Origin of the sequence: Dasania marina DSM 21967, assembly GCF_000373485.1 — a bacterium.
Classification (GTDB): Bacteria; Pseudomonadota; Gammaproteobacteria; order Pseudomonadales; family Dasaniaceae; genus Dasania; species Dasania marina.
The window spans coordinates 171,199-191,170 of record NZ_KB891585.1 but is presented as its reverse complement, the minus strand read 5'-3'; the positions used below and the strand labels follow the sequence as shown (position 1 = coordinate 191,170).

Genomic DNA, 19,972 nt, shown 5'->3' with positions numbered 1-19,972 from the left:
TATAGAAAAGATAAAGGGCATCCGAAGACGCCCATTATCTTTTCTAAATCACATACTCCAGCTAACACTCACTCCGTAAGTTCTTGGAGCACCCCAAGTACCAATACCGCCCGGCCCAATTACATATTGGTGCGCAATATATTCTTCATCTAATAGGTTCTTGCCCCATAAGGCCACCTCCCATTGCTCATCTGTTGAAGTCCAACCTACACGGCCATCCCACAACTCAAATTGATCAGCAGTAATACGATCATCGGCATAATCCATTTGCTGAATCGCCGAGAAACTATATTCCAAACGAAAATCAATATTACCAATATCGGTAGGCACGAAGTAGTTGACGTTGATATTGGATGACTCTCTGGGCGAGCGAGTTAGATGTTTACCCGAAGCATCAACTATCCCACCTGTTGTCTCAAGCACTAAATCATCCGCTTCGGTATCTAAATAGGCATAAAAACCCGACACTTTAAGAAATTCATTAGGCTGCCATGTAACCTCTAACTCTGCCCCTTGAATAACCGCCTCACCCAAATTGGAGGTAACAAAAGTACCAAATGTTGAGTTTGGAACAGGCCCAAAGCGCACAATTTGGAGGTCTTCATAATCGGTATAGTAGGCCGTTAAGTTTAAACGGAAGGTCTCGGTTAGGTTACCCTTAAAACCTAACTCATAATTAAGCGCCGTTTCGGGGTCAACTGAGTTCGAAGCAGCCGACTCAACACCTTGCGAGCCAGCGAAACCACCGCTCTTAAAACCTTTGGTGGCAGAGGCAAACATCATCATGTCTTCAGTAGCAAAATACTGCAGCACCAGCTTGGGTGAGAAATCTTCCCACTCATCAGAGGGGTTAACCTCAAAGGTCTCATTAATAATATTTAAGCTGCCACCGACTCCACCACAAGCTGCAAAATCCTCAAATGGTGTGCCATCCATTGTGCCATCTGCGACCAAATCACAGTTAACCGACTCAGCGGTATAGTCTTTTTCATCCTTGGTATAACGCGCCCCTGCGGTTAGATGTAATTTATCAGTCACCTCCCAAGTGCCTTGGGCGTAAACAGCAAAACTGGTTGTTTCGTTTTTGGTTCGGGAATATTCATTACCAATGGTCTCCTGCGTACCCACATCAGTAATTCTGAAAGGATTCAATGGGTCATCGTAACTGCCCGCCGCCGTAATTCTAAATATTTCAGTCCGGTCGGTTTCTTCAGTGAAGAAAAACGTGCCCACCGTATAATTAAAATCACCTTCTAGGTCTGAAGTCCAACGGATCTCCTGCGATAAGGTATCAATATCTTCTACGATATCATCGGTAACCTCATCAAAAGGCAAACCCAACCCTCCAATCGGCGCACCGATCGAGGCCATTTCCCAATCAGTCTCTGCGTGTCGAAAAGCGGTAATAGTGGTTAACACGCCCGTATCAAACTCAACATCACCCTGCAAGCTAATACCACTGGCTTCCCGCTCGGAAAAACCATCTTTAGAACCCGCATTTTGGCGAGCACGGGTCACACCGTTTTGCCTCAGAATTTCCTGTAAAGGCGCGTTATCATTGACTGGCGTGCGACCCATATCGGCTCGCTCATCGTCCATCGTATCAACGCTTAATAACCAAGCAGATTGATCTAACCGTAAGCGTAACTGGCCACGAATTGAGGTTTGATCTTCGTCTTGAAGCTCAGTCCCTAAGACGACGTTATCAACAAAACCATCGTGTTCACGATGGCTAACCGACAGCTTACCCGCCAAATTTTCTGACAGCGGGCCACTCAACAAACCCTGGTAGCGGACAATGCCTTCATTACCAACGGTTGCCCCTACTTGAGCACTAAGCTTATCGGTAGGGTTACTTGAGATGACGTTAATTGCACCACCAATAGCATTGCGACCAAATAAAGTGCCTTGAGGGCCACGAAGCACTTCTACCCGCTCTAAATCAAACATGTCAAAATTAATACTCGCGCCACGGCCAATGTAAACACCGTCTAAAAACAAGGCTACAGAGTTATCTAGGCCCGCACCATCATCCGCTGAGGAAATACCACGCAGGGAAGGAATTGCCTGCCCAGGTGCAAACTCACTAAAACTTAAGCCCGGTGTATGCATGGCAATACCGTTGGCATCGAATATGTCCGCGCTTTTTAATTCATCGGCACTTAGCGCTGTAATAGCAATGGGCACATCTTGAATATTTTCGGATTGGTGTTGTGCAGTTACTATAAGCTCTTCTAATTGTGCAGAAGCCCCCATAGATAGCATTGCTGCCACGCCAAAAGTAACCGACCGCCTAACAGCGTAAGCTATCGGTGTAAGCTGATTTTTTTTCATTATTATTCCCCTAAGCTTCATTTTAATATAATCTCACGACGACAAAATTATCGACATTGCCCATCACACAATCGGCGTAACGCCTGAGCCATAAATATATGGCTTGTAGATGAAACACCGCAAAGCAGTTTTACCTCAAAAAATAATTTTGTTACTCAAAAAACGCTGAAGGACTCGACTTACAAGAAATGCCAATTTAGGCTGATGCCCAGCTGGCGAGGGGTACCATAGAGAGCATAATTATTACCCCCAAGCAGGTAAAGATGGGATATGTACTCTTCACCTAACAGGTTTTTGCTCCACAAACTCAACTCCCACCGTTTATCATTTGGCTGATAGTTGATACTGGCGTTGACTAAACTAAAAGGGGGCCATGGAGCAGCACCGTTATCCGGTTCTCGATAACTTAAAGACTGATAACGATAATCGACTCGCAAACGCATATCACCGCCCAATAACGGACGTCGATATTGCAATGCGGCACTGATGGTATGCCTAGGTGATTGCTCAAGGCTGCTACCCGAAAAATCTCGCCCATTTAAATCAATAAAGCGATCGAAAGTTGCATCCAAGTAGGCATAAGTACCAGAAACACCCAAATAATTGGATAACTGCCCCCATACCTCCAGCTCCACACCTTTTACTGTCGCTGACGCGGCATTGCTAGTCTGAAATAAACCAAAATTATCAGTGGTTTGAAATTGAACCACCTGTGAATCGTGATAGTCTGTATAAAAGCTAGCCACATTAAACCGCAGTCGATTATCCAACCACTCAGATTTTAAACCCAATTCATAATCCCAGGAATACTCTGGCTGCACCTCTTTTACAGCCAGCGCCGCTATGCCCGGCACACCTTGGAAGCCGCCACTTTTCCAACCTCTCGAGGCGCCACAATAAACCATCAAATTGCTATCGGCATCATAAGAGAGCGTCAACTGCGGAGAAAAATCATCCCAATTAGCACGACTAGAAACGTTGAAGTCTTCAAAAATAATAGATGATGCACCACCAGTAATAGATGTTTGTCGTAGCGTTTTACTATCATAGGTGTAGCGCGCACCCAGCCCAATAGCCAGCTCAGGTGACAAGCGATAATTGAACTGACCAAAAGCCGCGTAACTTTCCGTACGATTTTCTTGATCACTACTAGCCGTGGCGGCCCTAAAAATAAAAGACTCTTTACGCTCTGTATGTTCATACAAAAAATACAACCCTGTGACATAGGATAGTTTTTGATCAGCATCACTGGACCAGCGAAACTCTTGAGAAAATTGACGATGCGCCTCATCATCAAGCAAAGATATGGTATCCCTAATGGCAAATTCAGGTAACCCTACAGAATCCTCTAACCACTTAAAATCCACATCGCGCCAAGCACTAATCGCTACAAAATCAACCTCATCAAATTGATAACTTAATCGTTGACTCAAACCAAACATACTGCGACGAGTAAAGCCTTTTGTAGAATTCGTAGCATGCTGCGGATCACCACCTAGCTCGGAAAAAATATCCGTCGGAAGACGAGTTTCAAATTCACCCTCAGAACCCTCGACAGGAATAGGAGCCCCCTCATCATCCAATATCACTAACGGCACCTTGCCCCCGACGGGGACTCTGCCGGTGGAGCTAAGATTATCTTCCGTGTAATCAACCCCCCAAAGTAACTCAGAGCTCTCACTAAGAACATATAGCAGTTGTGAACGCACGCCCCATTGCTTAGCGCCATGCTGCTTCTCCCCCCCCCCGACAATATTATCCTGCCAGCCATCACGTTGGCTGCTATGAACAACCAACCGAGCCAACACCGGCGCTGCTGATAGCTGGCCATTGGTGATCACCTCAGCTTTTTTAAAACCCAAGTTGCCCAGTGATAATTTCATTGACACTTCAGGCTCTTCAGTGGGGCCATTGGTTTTTAGTTTAATCGCCCCGCCAATCACATTTTTACCGTACAGCACGCCCTGCGGCCCACGTAATACCTCAATCTGGGCCACATCAACCATATCGAGGTTTACACCCGTGATACGCCCCATGTATACATCATCAATGAACACCCCTACAGAGCTATTCATAGCAGGCCCATCATCATTTGAACCTTTACCTCGGATACGAATAGTGGGCTGACCAAGGCTAAACGACGATACTGTCAAACCAGGAACACGACTACCCACCGCCTCAAGGTTATCAATAGCATCGTACTCTATGGCTTGTTGATCGATGACCGATATAGCGGCAGAGGTTTTTTGCAGGTTTTTTCTCTGCCGCAGAGAAGTCACAATAATATTATCTATGGGCGTTAATTTATTTTTATCGTCTTTTTTTACAGCAGCTGAATCGCCAGATTTAAGGTCGGGTTGTTGCACGTTATATTCAGAGGAGATAGCAATGGTCTTGTCATTAATATAGGCATACCCCAAGCCGGTACCTTGCAACAAGTGCTGTAAGCCCTCATCAACAGTCATCACTCGCTCTATCGCGGATACTTGAACCCCACTCACCACTTCAGCATCAACAAGCACGAAAAGTTTTGACTGTTTAGCAAAAATTATTAAAGAATCAGCTAATGTTGTGGCAGGTATACTGTAAAGACGTGGCGTTTTATCTTGCGCATGTGCTAATCCCTGCAAGATTAGCAGAAGAAAAATAGCAGCGAAGGTTTTGGAAGCTCTACTAACACTCATCCTATTTTTATCTCTCGATAGCGCCAAGCTATTGCTATCTAGTATCCAAACCAAACAGTAAGAACGAATTACAACTTATTATTATTTTTACTCTGTAATACCGTTAATTGATCTGAGTGGTTAACGGCTACTATGTTAAATACTGCCTCAAGGGTGGCTATGGCTGAAGCTTTATCCTGCAGATCAATAACGGCAACAACCCGCTTGCTTTTTAAAGCTTCTTCACGAAGTTTGATATCGCCATCAAAATAGCGACTTAAATCTTTAACGACCACACCCAGTGGAACGCCATTATAAACCTGTCGCCCGCCCTCCCAGGTAGCCAAAGATTTAGCGTCAACCTGTCGAGGCCGCTCACCCTTTATTGCCTGAGCTATCGATAACTGTTGATCGGTAACTAATGTAGCCTGGGGCTTATAATCTTGCTGGGATAATTCATCAACCGTTCTATCTGCCAGCGCGACCTTACCCTCCAGCACCGTTATCAAGGTAGTATCTTCTTCCGAAAGAACTGTAAACCGAGTCCCAAGCACACGTACCGAACCACGCTCTGTGGTAACAATGAAAGGGCGATGACTATCTGGTTTAATATCAAATAGGGCCTCACCAAAATCAAGATGCACTACCCGGGTAGCCGACGATTCCATTTTTTCGACACGCAGTTGCGACTCCGTATTGAGAATAACAGTGGAGCCATCTGCAAGGCTAATTTGTCGCTGTTCCCCCACCGCACTCCGATACGTATGCTGGCTCGAGTCGATTCCAAGTTGCAATAAAAATAAACCAGCGAACAATACAACGGATGCAGCAATAGCCCACATACCCCAGCTCTGCCGTTTATCAGCATCATTTGCAGCAACGTCGGCAATAATGCCATTAGCTACTTCACTAGATTGTAAACCTGCTAGACCATCCCAATAAGCTTCAGCATTAACATAGGCTTGCTGATGCTCAGCACAACTTTTAAGCCATGTGAAAAACTGCTTTTCCTCAAGTTCAGGAAGCTCAGGTGATTGCAAACGCAATAACCACTTCATAGCCGCCTCTTCGTGATCATTTTTGGGGTCTTTATTAGTCATGGCTGTTACTTTTACTAGATAATTCTAATTTAATTCGTGGTTTCATTAATTAAACACCGCTAAGGGTAAAACCCTCAAATAATTATACCATTCCTCAAGCAGACTTACGTAGGTGCTTCAATGCCGTCATCAAATACTTTTCAACCGAACTGACTGACACTCCCATTTCATCAGCAATTTCACTGTAACTTTTATCCTCTGCTCGACTTAATAAAAACGCAGTTTTAACTTTATCTGGTAACACTTGCAGCGCCATCATTAGCTGCGATAGCTGCTCATGACCATTAACAATTTGGTCTGGGTCGTTGGCTGTTATAATAGTATCCAAATCTGCCTTTAAACTATCCTCATAACGCATTTGTCGACCCTGCTTGCGTATTCTATTAAGCGCCAAATTCGCCGCTATTTGATATAAATAGGCCTTCGGGTTTTCCAACTGCTCCGGCCGCTCCATTTTCAGCATATTATGAAACGCATCTTGAGCTATATCTTCGGCCTCATGAGCAACCACTGCTTTAGACGCAATAAAACGACGCAGGCCAGACTGTTGCTCAGTGAAAAGCGTTTGTATAAAAAAGAGTTTTTTGGTGTTCATTTATTATCCTCTGACCAACAAGATACACCATATACAGAAAAACTTAACTATCCGTATCATAATATATACTAAACCTATCAATTAGTATACGACTCCCCTTGTCACAAGAAAACACTCCAACCAACTGTTTTATATCAACTTATTTGGCAGCAGTATTAAACGAAGAGTATTACCCAGATGAGACATCCTCTTTGGAAAGTCACTATCCCCCCCCGAATAGAGGGGCGCTCTGTAGACTTCACGGCTAGAATAAGCCCTTTCAGTTCTCCTGAGCAAAGCTGTTATTAGCCGTTAAAATAATACGATATTGAATACAAGCGAACTAACAACCTCGCGCGACCGCACAGCATCAGCGGCCGACAAGTATGCATATAAGGAGTACTCACACGATACCGATATCCCTATTAGGTGAAGCTTACCGGGTCGCCAAATTCACCTTCTGCGTTGTCGTCCGGGCAGGCATATATGGAGTGAGGTAATAGATCGAAGTGTTCTGAGAACTGCCCATTGGCTTTAACATTCTGGAATGTTCAACAGGATAATACGTCCGCTGCCAGTAGTGTGGCAAATATGGTTTTTTCGTCTCCCGCCGCAGTCATATCTATAGTCGTACCCATAGTAGAGGCATGCAGCAACATTGCTGCAGCTAGGGAAGTTAATACTCTAATAATGCTCCCGCTAGTAATTTGCAGCGACTAACTATTATACCTCTTGCAAACCATCTTCTAAGAGAGGAGTATCGAGCCTTGGTGCTGGATTACCTGTTTAGTTGTAGGGGTAGCACAACAATTGCAACTAACATTAACTATCAATAAGAGGGATTTTATTATGAAAAAAATCGCTGTTATATCAGCATTATTATTCGCTAGCATTAATACCCTTGCCGCTGAGCCCCCTCCCCCACAAGCTATCTCGCAAGATAGTGACCAGCAAGCCAACCTTATCATTTATCGCCAGGCAGATGGTTTTGCTCTCAACTACAGAGTCATTGTTGACGGTAAGCATGTAGGCAAACTCAAACTCGACAAAGCATTTGGTTTAAAATTACCCGCAGGCGAACATATCGTTGCTATTAATGATGCCAATCATACGGCAATCTCTGTAAATGTAGTTGAAGGAGCTACTACGTGCGTACTTGAAATTTTTGATAAAAAAGCGCGGGCACAGCTAGTAGAAAATGAGCTACTAAGCCAGAGCATTGCCGGCCTATCTTTTGCTAACATCAACGACTAGTTGTATTGTGGCTCGAATAAAAAGCCATTGTCATTTATTAATGGCATGCAACATTATCAAAGCCTCGATTTATCTCGAGGCTTTTTTATTCATAGCGTATATCGAATTGTCAGGCCAAATCAGAAGATGAATTTCATATTCAATAACGCCAACAACTAAGGCTCTGTTAGTTTCATAGTTATGTTGAAGTATAAATTTTAAATCTTGCACGATGTAAATCCCTTGTGTGCTCTAACACTTCAATCAGCTGCGCCGAGGAGCTTGCTAAGAAGGGTCGATTGGGCTGCTTGTTCATCGAACCTACTTGCTGGTTATGGTGGTAAAAGGCATATCCTGCTCAACGCTGAGCATAGGTTACTTACATTTCTCGAGTAGGGCTTTTTGCGAGGCGGTAGCCTCTTCAATCATAGCGGCAATCACTTTTTCAGCGGATTCAACAATGTTGGCGAAGCAGGCTGCTTGCCCCATATCGATCATTCCGTAACGATGGTCGCCCGTTTGAAGCGCATTCCATGTCACATCCCCTGCAACAAGCGGGCGATAGCTCTCGAATTGATCTATGCCCTGCCGTTCCATTTCTAGAACTTCGTTAGTCGCTTCGTTAGACATTACCCGATGGTGGTGGTTGAAAATGGATTGGACAATGACTGAATCGGAACCATCACTTTTCACAATCCTGTTTTTGATCTCTATATGAGGAATCGCTTCCGTTGCAACCATCATACGAGTGCCCATCAGCACACCTTCGCAGCCCATTGCGAGGGCGGCCATTAATTGGCTGCCGCGCCCAACGCCACCCGCGAGAATAACCGGTACATCTAGTGACTCAGGCCCGAAAGCGCCCTGCACAAAACTGCCCATCATTGTTGACCCCGGATGCCCCCCGCATTCTCCCCCAACCAATATAATGGCGTCGACGCCAGCTTTAATGGCTGACTGCGCGTACCGAATTGTCGGCACCTTATGGATTATTTTGATGTCTGATTGCTTGAGGTGTTCGACAAGTAAGTTGGGAGGGCCTCCGGACGTTTCTACGAAAGGTACATCCATTTCAAGTATCACATCAATGAGAGGTAAAAGTTCTTCCCCACCTTCTTTATGATTGGAGATGTATAAATTGACACCAAAACGATCACTGCCAGCCAGATCTCTGCAACGAGCGATTTCGTCCCTTAACTTGCCTGGCTCAGGAAATGTGAGTGCTGATATAAAGCCTGTAGCCCCTGCTCGTACGGCTGCGGCGACAAGTTCCGAACGGCCAAGCCACATCATACCGCCTACTAGAATCGGATAGCGAATGCCGAGAGTTCGGGTTACCCATGTATCGAAAGTAATGTTCATATCCCTTAATGCCGCGATAAAAGCCGCACGCTAACATGTCTAGTGGAGGCCTTTTTTTTGGCCGGAACGGTTTTTGATAGCTTTGTTAACCATTTTTCACACATGATTTTGTTTATACCAGCCTTGCGCTACAAGGTGTTCACATGCTTGTTGATATTGATTGTCCTTCGATGGAATAACTAGATGGCAGGTTACTTCTAATAGCCCTTGATCATCAATTAGAACTCGTTTTATTTCTCCACCTTCGATATCTGCAGGCATATATTCCATGCCTGGTACTGGTGTGACTATAAATGGGCAGCTTTTGGTAAATATTTCGTTTTTATTAGCTAAGCGAAGATTTTTATCTTGTTCTCTGGCTTCGATATGTAGCTTTACTATGCCAATAATGCTCCGCTTCTGGGACACCCTCAGAAGGTGGAAGTACCCGACAAAAATCAAAATTAGTAATCCAGCACTTTCCCAGTTCATTGAACTTCCTTTAGATGAATAAGTGGGGTTTGGCTAATAATTATCAGATGAAACTTTTAAACTTTATCGCCCCCCCCTTAATTAATTTTTATCTGACCCCACTAAGTTGTTAGGCATTTGACTTGGCCTCTCTCAATATACTTCTCACCTTGGCTAAATCGGCGATTTCCGGGTATTTGTTTATAATGATATCTAAACTTCTAATCAGCATTTCAAGAAGAAAAATTATTTGTTCTCCTCGGCTGCTACTCCGAAACTTGCTATACGAAATATTAAGACGAATATCCATTCCATCCTTTTTGTTAAACCTTACCCTCTCATCAAAATTGTTGTCATCGCGGATGATAGCGATGACATCCCACTCATTCGCTTGCCCTGTATCAATACCAGATATTTTTTCATTTATATAATCTTCTGTATGAATAGAAGCTATACGAAATTCTTCTGCCACTGAATGATCAAGCTCTCCGCCAATCCAAAGCTTCATATTGTGCGCCTAACAGTTTCTTCTTGAGTGCGGGCACATCTAACCATAAAGTATAAATCAGAGCAAAAAAGTCAATATCTGTACATTTATTTTTATCTCTACCCACGCTTCCTTATGTTTTTTATTCCACATCCTTCACAATAAAGCGATTGCCCGGCTCTACGGTTAACCATTGTTTAAACTGCTCTAGCCGAGTTACATCTTGCGCTAGGGAATAATCAATACTGGTAAAGCCCTGCTCTATAGAAAAGCGTAAATCACCTTCCGTTTTTAAATTGACGATGATAGTCGCGAACTGGTCTGGCGCTATATCGGCAACGGACTGGGCGCGGTACACACCCATACCAAATACGGTCACTTGCTGAATAGGGATATCGGTTTCGTTACTAATATCTAATTGGAATTTTTGCGGTGTGCTCATATGCCACAGTACATAGCCAGTAGCGACGGCCACCACAGTAACAAAAACAGCGGCGGCTATGAGTTTGGTTTTTAGGCTCAACATTATTAATACACTCTTACACCCAATTTGCGCAGGGCTTTGGTGAGCACGGCATCGAGATGGGGGATGTCTTTGGGTTCTAATTCAACCACACTTAAGCCTAGTGCGGCATATTGGCCTTTGCGTTGCATTTTTTCTGCTAAGGCGTGGCCGCTGTCGGCAGCGCCCCAAAACTCTATATAAATATGATGCTTGGGCAGATAAAAGTCGGCGGTAAATTCTTGCTCGCAAGGCAGGCGTCGATTACAGGCGTGAGCAAAACCGGCGGTGTACAGCCAATGGCAAATTTTTAGCAGCGGCTTGCTGCTGTGGTTGTGGCCATCCAAGGCGGGGTAATCGCTGGCGGCGGCAAATAAATCTTCCCCCACGGGCTGCGCCTTATCATTGTTGACCTCACCAAAATACTGTAGCTGCTGGCTGAGTTGCTTATCGGTTTGTATGGCCTCGGGCCACAGCACATAAAAGGTGCCGCTTTGTTCGTTTTCAAATTGCAGGCCGCCCTTTTGCTCACCTATGCGGGTTAGCTCCCAGCCTTGGGGGCTGTGTTTAATCCAACCCAACTCGGCTAGCGCCCTATTCACTTCGCGGGCGCTGAGTTGATGTTTTTCGCCTAAGGCCTTGGCCGAGATGGTGCGGTTATCTTCCATGGCCTGCAACAAGGGGTGCTGAGTAATTTTGTGTGGCCAAACAATATAGCGGCCATATTTTTTGCTATGCACATATTCGCCACCTTCAAACTCCCCTTTGCTGGTGAGCTCCCAGCTATCTTCTACCCGCTTTATCCAACCGTAGTCATTTAAGCTGCCGAATAGTTGCTGCGATGACATGGCCAGCGCCTTGGCTAAGGCGCTGGTAGAAAGTGGATGATCCGTATCTGTCATAAAAGTGGCCGCTGTAGGATGAGTTGTTTGCTGAGGTTTTGCGCGCTAAGGCTAGGCCAACGCTAAGCTTTGGTAGCGCTGGCTTAGGCCTTGGTATACCTGCTCGGCAAAAGCACTAGCGCTGGCATCTAGCTCGTTAAGTATTTCTACTAGGTGCTCGTTGTCTTCACGGCCTTGCCACTGTTTCACATAGCTGCCGTCTTTATAGCCGTTATCTTGCCTAAAAAAGTTAAGTACGTTTTTACCTACATACTGGCGGTAGAGTTCGTCAAAGTTCATTTCGCAGGCGTTAAGCAAGTCCCAAAACAAGGCTACGGAGAAACTTTTAGTGGCCAAGCTGTTTTGCGCCAGTGCCTCGGTGGCCTCTATTACGCCTTGCTGTTGGTATTGGTAGCCTTCTAACTCGGCAGCCATCGCTTCGGCTATGGCGTCTATGCTCTGGCCCTTAAACAAGGCACTCATGCCAAAGTGCCAAATATCGATAACCTCTAGTTTCACCTGGTCCATCTCTGGCGTTTGTTTTTTCCACCATTTGTAGCCGTAGTGGTCCACTAGCTCACCGCACTCTATCCAGGTGGCCCTATACCATTCAAAATTTTGCGCGGGCCAATCAGCATGCACTTTTTGGTTCATTTTATTTTGCATGTTGAGCATGGTGATAAACGCTTGCTTCATGTGTATTCCTCTGTGTAGGGCTGTGCTTTCTTTGGCATGCCTGATGATAAACCAGTTTAGCGCTGGCTATGTCTCTAGCATAACTATGGCTACGCATTATACCGGCTAGAGAGCCGCTTAAAAGCGCCAATTTATGATCACCTTATTTATACATTTAATCTCGTTTTTGACCCGGCTTTAATAAGACACCGCTATATAGGGCTTATACGTATTTATCCACAAAATCTGTGGATAACTTGGTGGATAACGTCATTAAAAATTCATCTAAGCCCCATGGCGTAAACACCAAGACAGATTGTCTATTTTTTAACCAGTAAATTAAACCCTTTAAAAACAATAAGTTACGATGGTTTGTATGCATGTACAGTGATTGCAGTTGGCGCTTGTGTGAATATTTCACAAAACGCTCACAATGTGCATAAAATCGTGGCCTCAGGGTTAGTGGCGACTGACGGGCTGCTATTTTTAGCCGTAACCCAAGCACACGCTTATATTTGCAAGGCGTTACCAAAGGTGCAATTGGGTAGCACCACTAGCTCAATTTGAGCATTTTACCAGTACGCAGCTATTGGCTTTATTATTGCGGTGATTTTTGATGTGAGTTTTACAGTAAATAGCGCAGTTATTCTTTAACGCCTATCAAGGTATAGCGGCCGATAAACGTCACTGCAGTTTGGCCGCCGCAAGCAATGTTAGCACTGAGCGACACCGTCGCTTTGCCTTTGCTGTGTACACGGGCAAAAACCGCTGGCCAATCTACCGCTAACGATGAGCAATGGGCCACGATGAGCTCGTCGGCCACGGGGGCGACATAATCTATCTCACCATGGCTAACCACTATATTAGGGTTAAGGCCCTGCTCCCGACACTTGAGGTAAAACATGCCCCAACCGGCCATTACACATAGGCCATACAGGCTACCGCCCCAGGCGGTGAGCTTATCGTTGAGTGAGGGTTGTAAATCTATAGACAGATCCAGGGTATCGCCATCGTAGCGCTGCACTTGCATGCCCAAGTACTCAGCCACTTCCATATGCTGGGCTAAAAAGTCGGTGAGGTAGGCGGCGCTGGCATTGGCCATATTACAGTAGGCTAATTAATTGGGTGGCGGCTAAAAACGGTGTGGTTTCACCGTTTAGTACTTTTTGCTCTAGCTCGGGCTTGAGGGTTTTTACCGCAGGGTTTTGATTAAGCTTGCGCTCTAGCATTTCCATAATCAGTTTGTGCATCCACTCTTTATTTTGCTGGGTGCGCTTGCTGGCAAAGCTGCCGTTCTTTTGCGCTTCTATATGGTAGTTAGAGATCATACCCCACACCGCATCTATGCCCTGCTTTAACTGTGCCGAGCAACTGAGCACCTGTGGCGTCCAAAAGGAGGTATGGCGCAATAAGCCTAGCGCCGAGGTGTAATGCCTGCGGGTTTGCTGGGCGAGGTTTAGCGAGTCGCCATCGGCTTTATTAATTACCAAGGCATCGGCTAATTCCATAATGCCTTTTTTAATACCCTGCAGCTCATCGCCAGCGTTAGGCAGCATTAGCACCATAAAAAAGTCGACCATGCCTGCCACTTCGTATTCGCTTTGGCCCACCCCTACGGTTTCTACCAAAATCACATCGTAGCCGGCGGCTTCGCATAGCAACATGGTTTCACGGGTTTTTTGCGCCACGCCACCTAGCGAGCCTTCGGAAGGCGATGGCCGTATAAAGGCATCGTGCTCGCGGCTGAGTAATTCCATGCGGGTTTTATCACCCAGTATGGAGCCGCCTTCTAACGGCGAGCTGGGGTCTACTGCGAGCACTGCCACTTTTTTGCCTAGGCTAAGCAAATGCAAACCAAAGGTTTCTATAAACGTGGATTTACCCACGCCGGGTATGCCGGTAATGCCTATGCGTATGCTGTTGCCGGTTTTGGGCAACAGTTTTTCTAGCATGGCTTGCGATTGATCGCGGTGGGCGTCCAGCTTGCTTTCAACTAGGGTAATGGCTTTGGCGAGGGCGCGTCGGTTGCCCTCAACTAAGCGCTCTAAATCTATGGCTGCCATTAGATGTTGTAAGCCTCGTTAATAGAGTCCAACACACCGCGAGCTGCTAATGGAATTTTAGTGCCGGGGCCGAAGATACCTTTAACCCCCGCCTGTTCTAAAAACTCGTAATCCTGCCTGGGGATTACGCCACCGGCTACCACGATAATATCGTCAGCGCCCTGCTTTTTAAGCTCGTTAATTAATTCAGGCACCAAGGTTTTGTGGCCTGCCGCCTGCGAAGAAACGCCCACTACATGCACGTCGTTTTCTATCGCCTGCTTGGCCACTTCTTCTGGGGTGGAGAACATGGGGGATAAATCGATATCAAAGCCTACGTCGGCAAAGGCGGTGGCGATAACTTTGGCGCCACGGTCATGGCCGTCTTGACCCATTTTGCAGACTAGCATGCGTGGACGGCGGCCGTGTTTCGCCACAAAGCTGTCTATGTCGGCAGTAATACCCTGCCAGTTTTCATCATCTGAATAAGCGCTACCGTACACACCCGACACCGTTTGTGATTGTGCATTGAAGCGATCAAACTCACGCTCCATAGCAGAAGAAATTTCGCCAACAGTAGCACGTAAACGGGTGGCTTTAACAGCCAGATCCAGCAAGTTGCCCTCACCACCTTTGGCGCATTGGTAAATATCTTCCAGCGCTTTTTCTACCGCCACGTCATCACGCTTGGCGCGTATGGCGGCTAGGCGTTTGATTTGTGATTCACGCACGGCGTTATTGTCTATGTCTAATACTTCGACGTTATCTTCTTGTTCGGCTAGCAAGTATTTGTTGACGCCGACTATCACGTCTTCACCGCGGTCTATACGCGCTTGTTTTTTAGCGGCGGATTCTTCTATACGCAACTTAGGCATGCCGGTTTCTATAGCTTTGGCCATGCCGCCTTTGGCTTCAACTTCTAAGATTAGCTCCCAGGCTTTGTCACCAATTTCTTTGGTGAGGCTTTCCATCATATAAGAGCCGCCCCAGGGATCGACCACTTGGGTAATGCCAGTTTCTTCTTGAATAATAAGCTGGGTGTTGCGGGCGATACGCGATGAAAACTCGGTGGGCAAGGCTATCGCTTCATCCAGTGCGTTGGTGTGCAGTGATTGGGTGCCACCAAATACTGCGGCCATGGCTTCTATAGTGGTGCGCACTACGTTGTTGTAAGGGTCTTGCTCGGTGAGCGACCAGCCCGAGGTTTGGCTGTGGGTACGCAACATAGACGACTTGGGGTTTTTCGGTTTGAACTCTTCGACTATGCGCGCCCACAATAATCTAGCGGCACGCATTTTGGCGATTTCCATATAAAAGTTCATGCTCACGCCCCAGAAAAAAGAGAGGCGTGGTGCAAACTGGTCTATATCTAAACCGGCGGCAATCGCGGTGCGCACATACTCTTTACCATCGGCCAAGGTGTAGGCCAGCTCTAGAGCGGCGTCGCCACCGGCTTCTTGAATGTGGTAGCCGGAAATTGAAATGGTGTTAAAACGCGGCATATGTTCAGAGGCGTAGGAAATAATATCGCCGATGATTTTCATCGAGGGTTTAGGCGGGTAAATATAGGTATTACGCACCATAAACTCTTTCAGTATGTCGTTTTGTATGGTGCCCGATAATTGCGCGTGGCTAACGCCCTGCTCTTCGGCGGCGACGATATAGCCGGCTAATACGGGCAGCACTGCGCCGTTCATAGTCATAGAAACGGATACTTTATCCAACGGAATTTCGTCGAATAATATTTTCATGTCTTCAACGGAATCTATCGCCACGCCAGCCTTACCCACGTCACCGGTTACCCGGGGGTGATCGGAGTCGTACCCGCGGTGGGTGGCTAAATCGAAAGCCACTGACACACCTTGGCCACCGGCGGCCAGCGCTTTGCGGTAAAAGGCGTTGGATTCTTCGGCAGTAGAAAAGCCCGCGTATTGGCGTATGGTCCAGGGGCGGCCAGCATACATGGTGGCTTGTGGGCCACGTATATACGGCGCCATGCCGGGCATGGTGTTGGTGTACTCTAAGTCTTTAACGTCTTCAGCGGTGTACAGGCATTTTAGGTCTATGCCTTCAGGCGTGTGCCAGGTCATTTCTTCTGGGGTTAGGCCTTTCATTTGTTTGGTGGCCAACGCTTTCCATTCGTCTAGCGTGGCAGGCTGGGGTTTATAGCTATCGTTTGACATGGGGAAACCTTCTTAAAATCTTGACGTCGTTATGAGCAAATATTGCAGCGCTAAATATTGAGGGTCTACTTAGTAGCCCTAGATTAGTAGCCCTAGTGCTCATCACCGGGTTGATTCAACTCTATCAATACACCATCACAGGATTTGGGGTGTATAAAAATCACTTTGCAGTTGTGGGCTCCCAAGCTGGGTGCCTCTGCAAGAAACTGGTAGCCCTTGGCTTTTAGCCTGGCTACGTCAGCCTCTATATCATCAGAGCGAAAACACAGGTGATGTAGGCCCGCGCCCTTTTTTTCTAAAAAGCTGGCTATAGGGCCTTCGCCATTTAAGGGGTGTACCAACTCTATGCTGGTGGCGGGCAAGGGGAAAAATGCCGTAGAGGTTTTGGCCGCGGCTATATCTTCACGGCCTTCAAAAGGTAAACCAAAGTCGTCCATAAAGCGCTTAATGCTTTTTTCTAAATCGGGCACGGCTATGGCTATGTGATCCAGTGCTGTAATCATTAAATACGTCCTATAGTCACGCAGCTGCGCAACGCTGTTAACTGAATATCTAATTTTCTGAACATCACCAACGTGGCAATGCAAGTATATGGGTAATTAATAGCAGAGCGCCTGTAGCGCCCTGCAACCCTCTTTTACAGGCTGTGCAAAAACGCGTTGGTGTGTTCGCGCATGCGTTGTTGTACCTGCTCTGGGGTTTCTACTACCACGACTTCATCAGGGGTAATCTTAAACAGCTTTTGGCCTTTTTTAATGATTGAACCATCGGTTTCGACGAAAATCGCATCAATAGTACCAGAAAAAGGCGCATATACCTTATTGAACATTTTCATAACTTCTACAATATAGAGCGGATCGCCTTGCTTAAAATGATGGCCTTTTTCAATAAAAGGCGGCATACCCGGCGCTTCGCAGGCGTAATACATGCCGCCACTCAGTGCCAATATCTCATCAGAGCTGGCCGCAGGCGGCGGCACTAAGACTTTCGCCATGGCGGCTTGTAGTTCGCCATCGGAGAGTGCCGCGGGAATAGTGATACTCAAATCGTCGTTTACCACTAGCTGGAAAAAGTCTGTTTGCTGGGCGATGTAAGGCAAAAGCCCCAAAATCTCGGTGCCCGCTTGGAACCCGGCATGAGCGGCTATTGCTGCCTGCCACTGCGCCTCATCTATAAGTGCTGGCCTATCCCCTGCCAAAGCTGCTTCCAATTCGGCAAAGCTGCTCACCGTTAGACGTTGTTGCAGCGTGTTATAAAAGCTTAAGGCTTTTTGCAGCAGCTCATGGTCGTGGCTCCAAATCATATTGGCGGCGGGCTTTCCTTCCACATAGTCCATGTGCAAGTAGTGATAAGCCTCAGCCAATAGCTCTATAGGGTTTTTATGCCACTGTAAGCCTTGTTCAGAAATACTGAAGTGCTGTTGATTAAGGCTTAACCAGCCAGCTAAATTATGCGGCTGCTCAAATAAGTGCTGTATGGGACGCAGTAACAAACTTTGCTTTCTATCCAGTGACTGGATAAAACCGGATTTATGGGCCTCGTCGCAATCGCCTAAATAGTTAACCCGAATTTGACCATAGGCATAGTTGAGGTCTATCTGATTAGCCACTGCTTTCAACTGGCCCACAGCGGTTAAATACGGCACGATAAAGCCGGTGCTGGGGCGGGCATTGATATTGTTACCGATAAACCAATTCACCAAACCGTAGTGAAACTCTAAGTTGGTGGCTAGGTCTTTACCGCGCAAAGTGGTGCGGCGTAAAACTTCTGCCAAGCGCTGGTAGCTATCTAGACGGGTTTGGCCGGTGGTGAGCAATAAGGCGATGTTTGAATCGTAGGCACCTGCCAAGTGATACTTCATAAACACATCGGTATCGGGGTTGTGCATGCTTATGCCTTGGTCATCGCGCACTTCGCCTTCTATAGCGTCTGACCATTTTTCTATCATGCCGCCAGCATGAGGTTGCAGGGCTTGATTGGTAGCATTAAGCCTAGCCTCTACCGATGCAGGCTCGCGGGGTAAGCGTTGCGGTTCAGGCAAGCGCTTGCCGTGTTTAGCAATAAGCACCATCACTTCTACCAGTGATTCGGCAATAAAAAATTCATTAGGGTTGTCGGGATTGGCGAATTTTAATTTGTAACACAGTTCGGTAACCCGGTGCTCTACCTGTATGCGGGTATTCATCTCCATAAAGTAATGGGCGTCGCCATCCACTATGCACTCAAATGTGCCTACGGAGTTGAGCTTAACTGCTTTACCAAACACTGCCGCTTCGTGTTCCATTTTGCGCAGTATGTCTAAATCTTTTTTCAGCTGCGTGGTTTCTGCTGCGTTGTTGGCGGCCTGTGCAGCAGCTATGGCTGTTTGTAATTCTTCTTCGGTAACAGAAACCTCTAGCAATTTCTGCTCGTGCATTTGCAATGAACAGTCACGGCCGCCCATGGTGATGCACCAATCGCCGTTACCCACTACCTGAATTTCTTGGTGGCGGGTGGTGTCTATATTCATTTCTATTAAGACGTTTTTGTTATCACCTACGCCATTGGTTTTTAATTCGATTAAACACTCTAATACCAAGGCCGGTACTTTTTCTGCGGCTTTCTCTACCTTCTCGGCTAGGCTTGCACCTTCATAAGAGTTAGCAGACTTGAGTATACGCTGGCCTTTACCGCCACCACCGGCAATCGCTTTTAAGCGAAAACGGTTATTGGGTTTTTCGGTAAGCATGCGTTTGGCTTCAACTTGCAAGGCCTTGCCTATATCGGCTGCAGAAATAATATCGATACCAGCGTTGTATGAAGCTGCTAGTAAGGCTAATGCTTTTTCTTCCTCGTCATTACAGGCGGCAAAGTCTACAGCTAACTTATGCTCTTTGGCGCAAGCCTCTAAACCGTCGGTACCATATTTTGCAATTAATGCTAAGGATGTGGCGTTGTTTACACCTGGCGTTACCGACACGCCGGTTGCCAAGGCGGTGCGTTTAGCTTGGTCTTTCATACCTGCTGAGCGCTGGGTAAAAGAGCCTGGGCCGATAAATGTTAGCCCTGCACGCTCCATGCCCTCTACCATTTCGGCATCTTCCGACATAAAGCCGTAACCGGCAAAAATAGCGTTGTAACCGTTGCTATTAGCGATGGCGATTATTTGCTGTATACGCGCCGCGCGCTCTTCTTTGGTAGCACCGCTGTAGTCGGGCACACGATGCACCCGCGATGGGTCGGTTAACTTACGCAGCTCAGGCGCTAAGGCGTTGGTATAGGTAATGGAATCTTTTTCAGACAGTAAAATACCGTAGTGTTGAATACCCATTTCATCCAGCACATCCATCACTTCTTTACGGATAGGGCCACGACAAATAATTAAGGGGTTAAAACCCTCACAATTAAAGCTCTGCACCCAGTTAGACGCATGGTTTTTTAATTCACGATTGCTATGAATCAGTGGGTTATTTAAATAATAATCATTGCTGTGATGCACGGTGTTGG

16 protein-coding genes are annotated in these 19,972 nt (G+C 46.5%); 1 reads left to right on the top strand and 15 read right to left on the bottom strand.

The window, feature by feature from the left end; translation table 11 throughout:
* Positions 1 to 48: 48 nt before the first annotated feature.
* From B067_RS0110425 to B067_RS0110410, 4 genes are all read right to left on the bottom strand, one after another.
* The gene (locus B067_RS0110425) at positions 49 to 2,334 is read right to left on the bottom strand and encodes a TonB-dependent receptor (RefSeq protein WP_019530029.1); all 2,286 of its coding nucleotides are present in this window, start codon (positions 2,332 to 2,334) and stop codon (positions 49 to 51) included.
* Positions 2,335 to 2,513: 179 nt separating this feature from the next.
* Positions 2,514 to 5,018, bottom strand: a complete 2,505-nt coding sequence (locus B067_RS0110420) for a TonB-dependent receptor (protein ID WP_019530028.1) — start codon at positions 5,016 to 5,018, stop codon at positions 2,514 to 2,516.
* Between the two features lie 68 nt (positions 5,019 to 5,086).
* Positions 5,087 to 6,097, bottom strand: coding sequence for a FecR family protein (locus B067_RS0110415; RefSeq protein ID WP_019530027.1), 1,011 nt, complete (start codon positions 6,095 to 6,097; stop codon positions 5,087 to 5,089).
* 94 nt (positions 6,098 to 6,191) lie between these two features.
* On the bottom strand, positions 6,192 to 6,692 hold the full coding sequence (locus B067_RS0110410; RefSeq protein WP_019530026.1) for an RNA polymerase sigma factor: 501 nt from the start codon (positions 6,690 to 6,692) through the stop codon (positions 6,192 to 6,194).
* Positions 6,693 to 7,520: 828 nt separating this feature from the next.
* On the opposite strand from B067_RS0110410, the gene B067_RS0110405 reads away from it, so the two are divergent.
* A complete protein-coding gene (locus B067_RS0110405) occupies positions 7,521 to 7,925 on the top strand; it encodes a hypothetical protein (protein WP_019530025.1) in 405 nt (134 codons plus the stop codon).
* A 354-nt stretch (positions 7,926 to 8,279) separates the two neighbouring features.
* On the opposite strand, the gene B067_RS0110400 is transcribed toward B067_RS0110405, so the two are convergent.
* The 11 genes from B067_RS0110400 to B067_RS0110340 form a co-directional block, all read right to left on the bottom strand.
* Entirely contained in the window at positions 8,280 to 9,266 is a 987-nt protein-coding gene (locus B067_RS0110400) for an NAD(P)H-dependent flavin oxidoreductase (protein ID WP_019530024.1), read from the bottom strand.
* Positions 9,267 to 9,362: 96 nt separating this feature from the next.
* A complete protein-coding gene (locus B067_RS0110395; protein WP_019530023.1) occupies positions 9,363 to 9,737 on the bottom strand; it encodes a hypothetical protein in 375 nt (124 codons plus the stop codon).
* A 109-nt stretch (positions 9,738 to 9,846) separates the two neighbouring features.
* The gene (locus B067_RS0110390; protein WP_019530022.1) at positions 9,847 to 10,224 is read right to left on the bottom strand and encodes a hypothetical protein; all 378 of its coding nucleotides are present in this window, start codon (positions 10,222 to 10,224) and stop codon (positions 9,847 to 9,849) included.
* Between the two features lie 121 nt (positions 10,225 to 10,345).
* Entirely contained in the window at positions 10,346 to 10,729 is a 384-nt protein-coding gene (locus B067_RS0110385; protein ID WP_019530021.1) for a hypothetical protein, read from the bottom strand.
* 2 nt (positions 10,730 to 10,731) lie between these two features.
* Positions 10,732 to 11,607, bottom strand: coding sequence for a hypothetical protein (locus B067_RS0110380; protein WP_019530020.1), 876 nt, complete (start codon positions 11,605 to 11,607; stop codon positions 10,732 to 10,734).
* Positions 11,608 to 11,658: 51 nt separating this feature from the next.
* A complete protein-coding gene (locus B067_RS0110375) occupies positions 11,659 to 12,282 on the bottom strand; it encodes a dUTP diphosphatase (RefSeq protein WP_019530019.1) in 624 nt (207 codons plus the stop codon).
* A gap of 622 nt (positions 12,283 to 12,904) precedes the next feature.
* Complete coding sequence (locus tag B067_RS0110360) at positions 12,905 to 13,363, bottom strand: YiiD C-terminal domain-containing protein (protein ID WP_019530016.1); 459 nt, start codon at positions 13,361 to 13,363, stop codon at positions 12,905 to 12,907.
* A gap of 1 nt (position 13,364) precedes the next feature.
* Positions 13,365 to 14,324, bottom strand: a complete 960-nt coding sequence (meaB, locus tag B067_RS0110355) for a methylmalonyl Co-A mutase-associated GTPase MeaB (RefSeq protein ID WP_019530015.1) — start codon at positions 14,322 to 14,324, stop codon at positions 13,365 to 13,367.
* Entirely contained in the window at positions 14,324 to 16,486 is a 2,163-nt protein-coding gene (gene scpA / locus B067_RS0110350; RefSeq protein WP_019530014.1) for a methylmalonyl-CoA mutase, read from the bottom strand. The genes meaB and scpA overlap by 1 nt, the downstream gene beginning before the upstream one ends.
* Positions 16,487 to 16,578: 92 nt before the next feature.
* Positions 16,579 to 16,989: a methylmalonyl-CoA epimerase gene (mce, locus tag B067_RS0110345; RefSeq protein WP_019530013.1), complete on the bottom strand. Its 411-nt coding sequence runs from the start codon at positions 16,987 to 16,989 to the stop codon at positions 16,579 to 16,581.
* 134 nt (positions 16,990 to 17,123) lie between these two features.
* Positions 17,124 to 19,964 (bottom strand): ATP-binding protein, encoded by a 2,841-nt coding sequence (locus B067_RS0110340; protein ID WP_019530012.1) that lies wholly within the window; start codon positions 19,962 to 19,964, stop codon positions 17,124 to 17,126.
* Between the last annotated feature and the right edge of the window lie 8 nt (positions 19,965 to 19,972).

Bases quoted from the DNA above. Each gene is read 5' to 3' on its own strand.
- B067_RS0110395 (WP_019530023.1), bottom strand. From the start codon at position 9,737: ATGAACTGGGAAAGTGCTGGATTACTAATTTTGATTTTTGTCGGGTAC.
- B067_RS0110420 (WP_019530028.1), bottom strand. From the start codon at position 5,018: ATGAGTGTTAGTAGAGCTTCCAAAACCTTCGCTGCTATTTTTCTTCTG.
- B067_RS0110410 (WP_019530026.1), bottom strand. From the start codon at position 6,692: ATGAACACCAAAAAACTCTTTTTTATACAAACGCTTTTCACTGAGCAA.
- B067_RS0110400 (WP_019530024.1), bottom strand. From the start codon at position 9,266: ATGAACATTACTTTCGATACATGGGTAACCCGAACTCTCGGCATTCGC.
- mce (WP_019530013.1), bottom strand. From the start codon at position 16,989: ATGATTACAGCACTGGATCACATAGCCATAGCCGTGCCCGATTTAGAA.
- scpA (WP_019530014.1), bottom strand. From the start codon at position 16,486: ATGTCAAACGATAGCTATAAACCCCAGCCTGCCACGCTAGACGAATGG.
- B067_RS0110360 (WP_019530016.1), bottom strand. From the start codon at position 13,363: ATGGCCAATGCCAGCGCCGCCTACCTCACCGACTTTTTAGCCCAGCAT.
- B067_RS0110425 (WP_019530029.1), bottom strand. From the start codon at position 2,334: ATGAAAAAAAATCAGCTTACACCGATAGCTTACGCTGTTAGGCGGTCG.
- B067_RS0110375 (WP_019530019.1), bottom strand. From the start codon at position 12,282: ATGAAGCAAGCGTTTATCACCATGCTCAACATGCAAAATAAAATGAAC.
- B067_RS0110385 (WP_019530021.1), bottom strand. From the start codon at position 10,729: ATGTTGAGCCTAAAAACCAAACTCATAGCCGCCGCTGTTTTTGTTACT.
- B067_RS0110390 (WP_019530022.1), bottom strand. From the start codon at position 10,224: ATGAAGCTTTGGATTGGCGGAGAGCTTGATCATTCAGTGGCAGAAGAA.
- B067_RS0110415 (WP_019530027.1), bottom strand. From the start codon at position 6,097: ATGACTAATAAAGACCCCAAAAATGATCACGAAGAGGCGGCTATGAAG.
- meaB (WP_019530015.1), bottom strand. From the start codon at position 14,324: ATGGCAGCCATAGATTTAGAGCGCTTAGTTGAGGGCAACCGACGCGCC.
- B067_RS0110405 (WP_019530025.1), top strand. From the start codon at position 7,521: ATGAAAAAAATCGCTGTTATATCAGCATTATTATTCGCTAGCATTAAT.
- B067_RS0110380 (WP_019530020.1), bottom strand. From the start codon at position 11,607: ATGACAGATACGGATCATCCACTTTCTACCAGCGCCTTAGCCAAGGCG.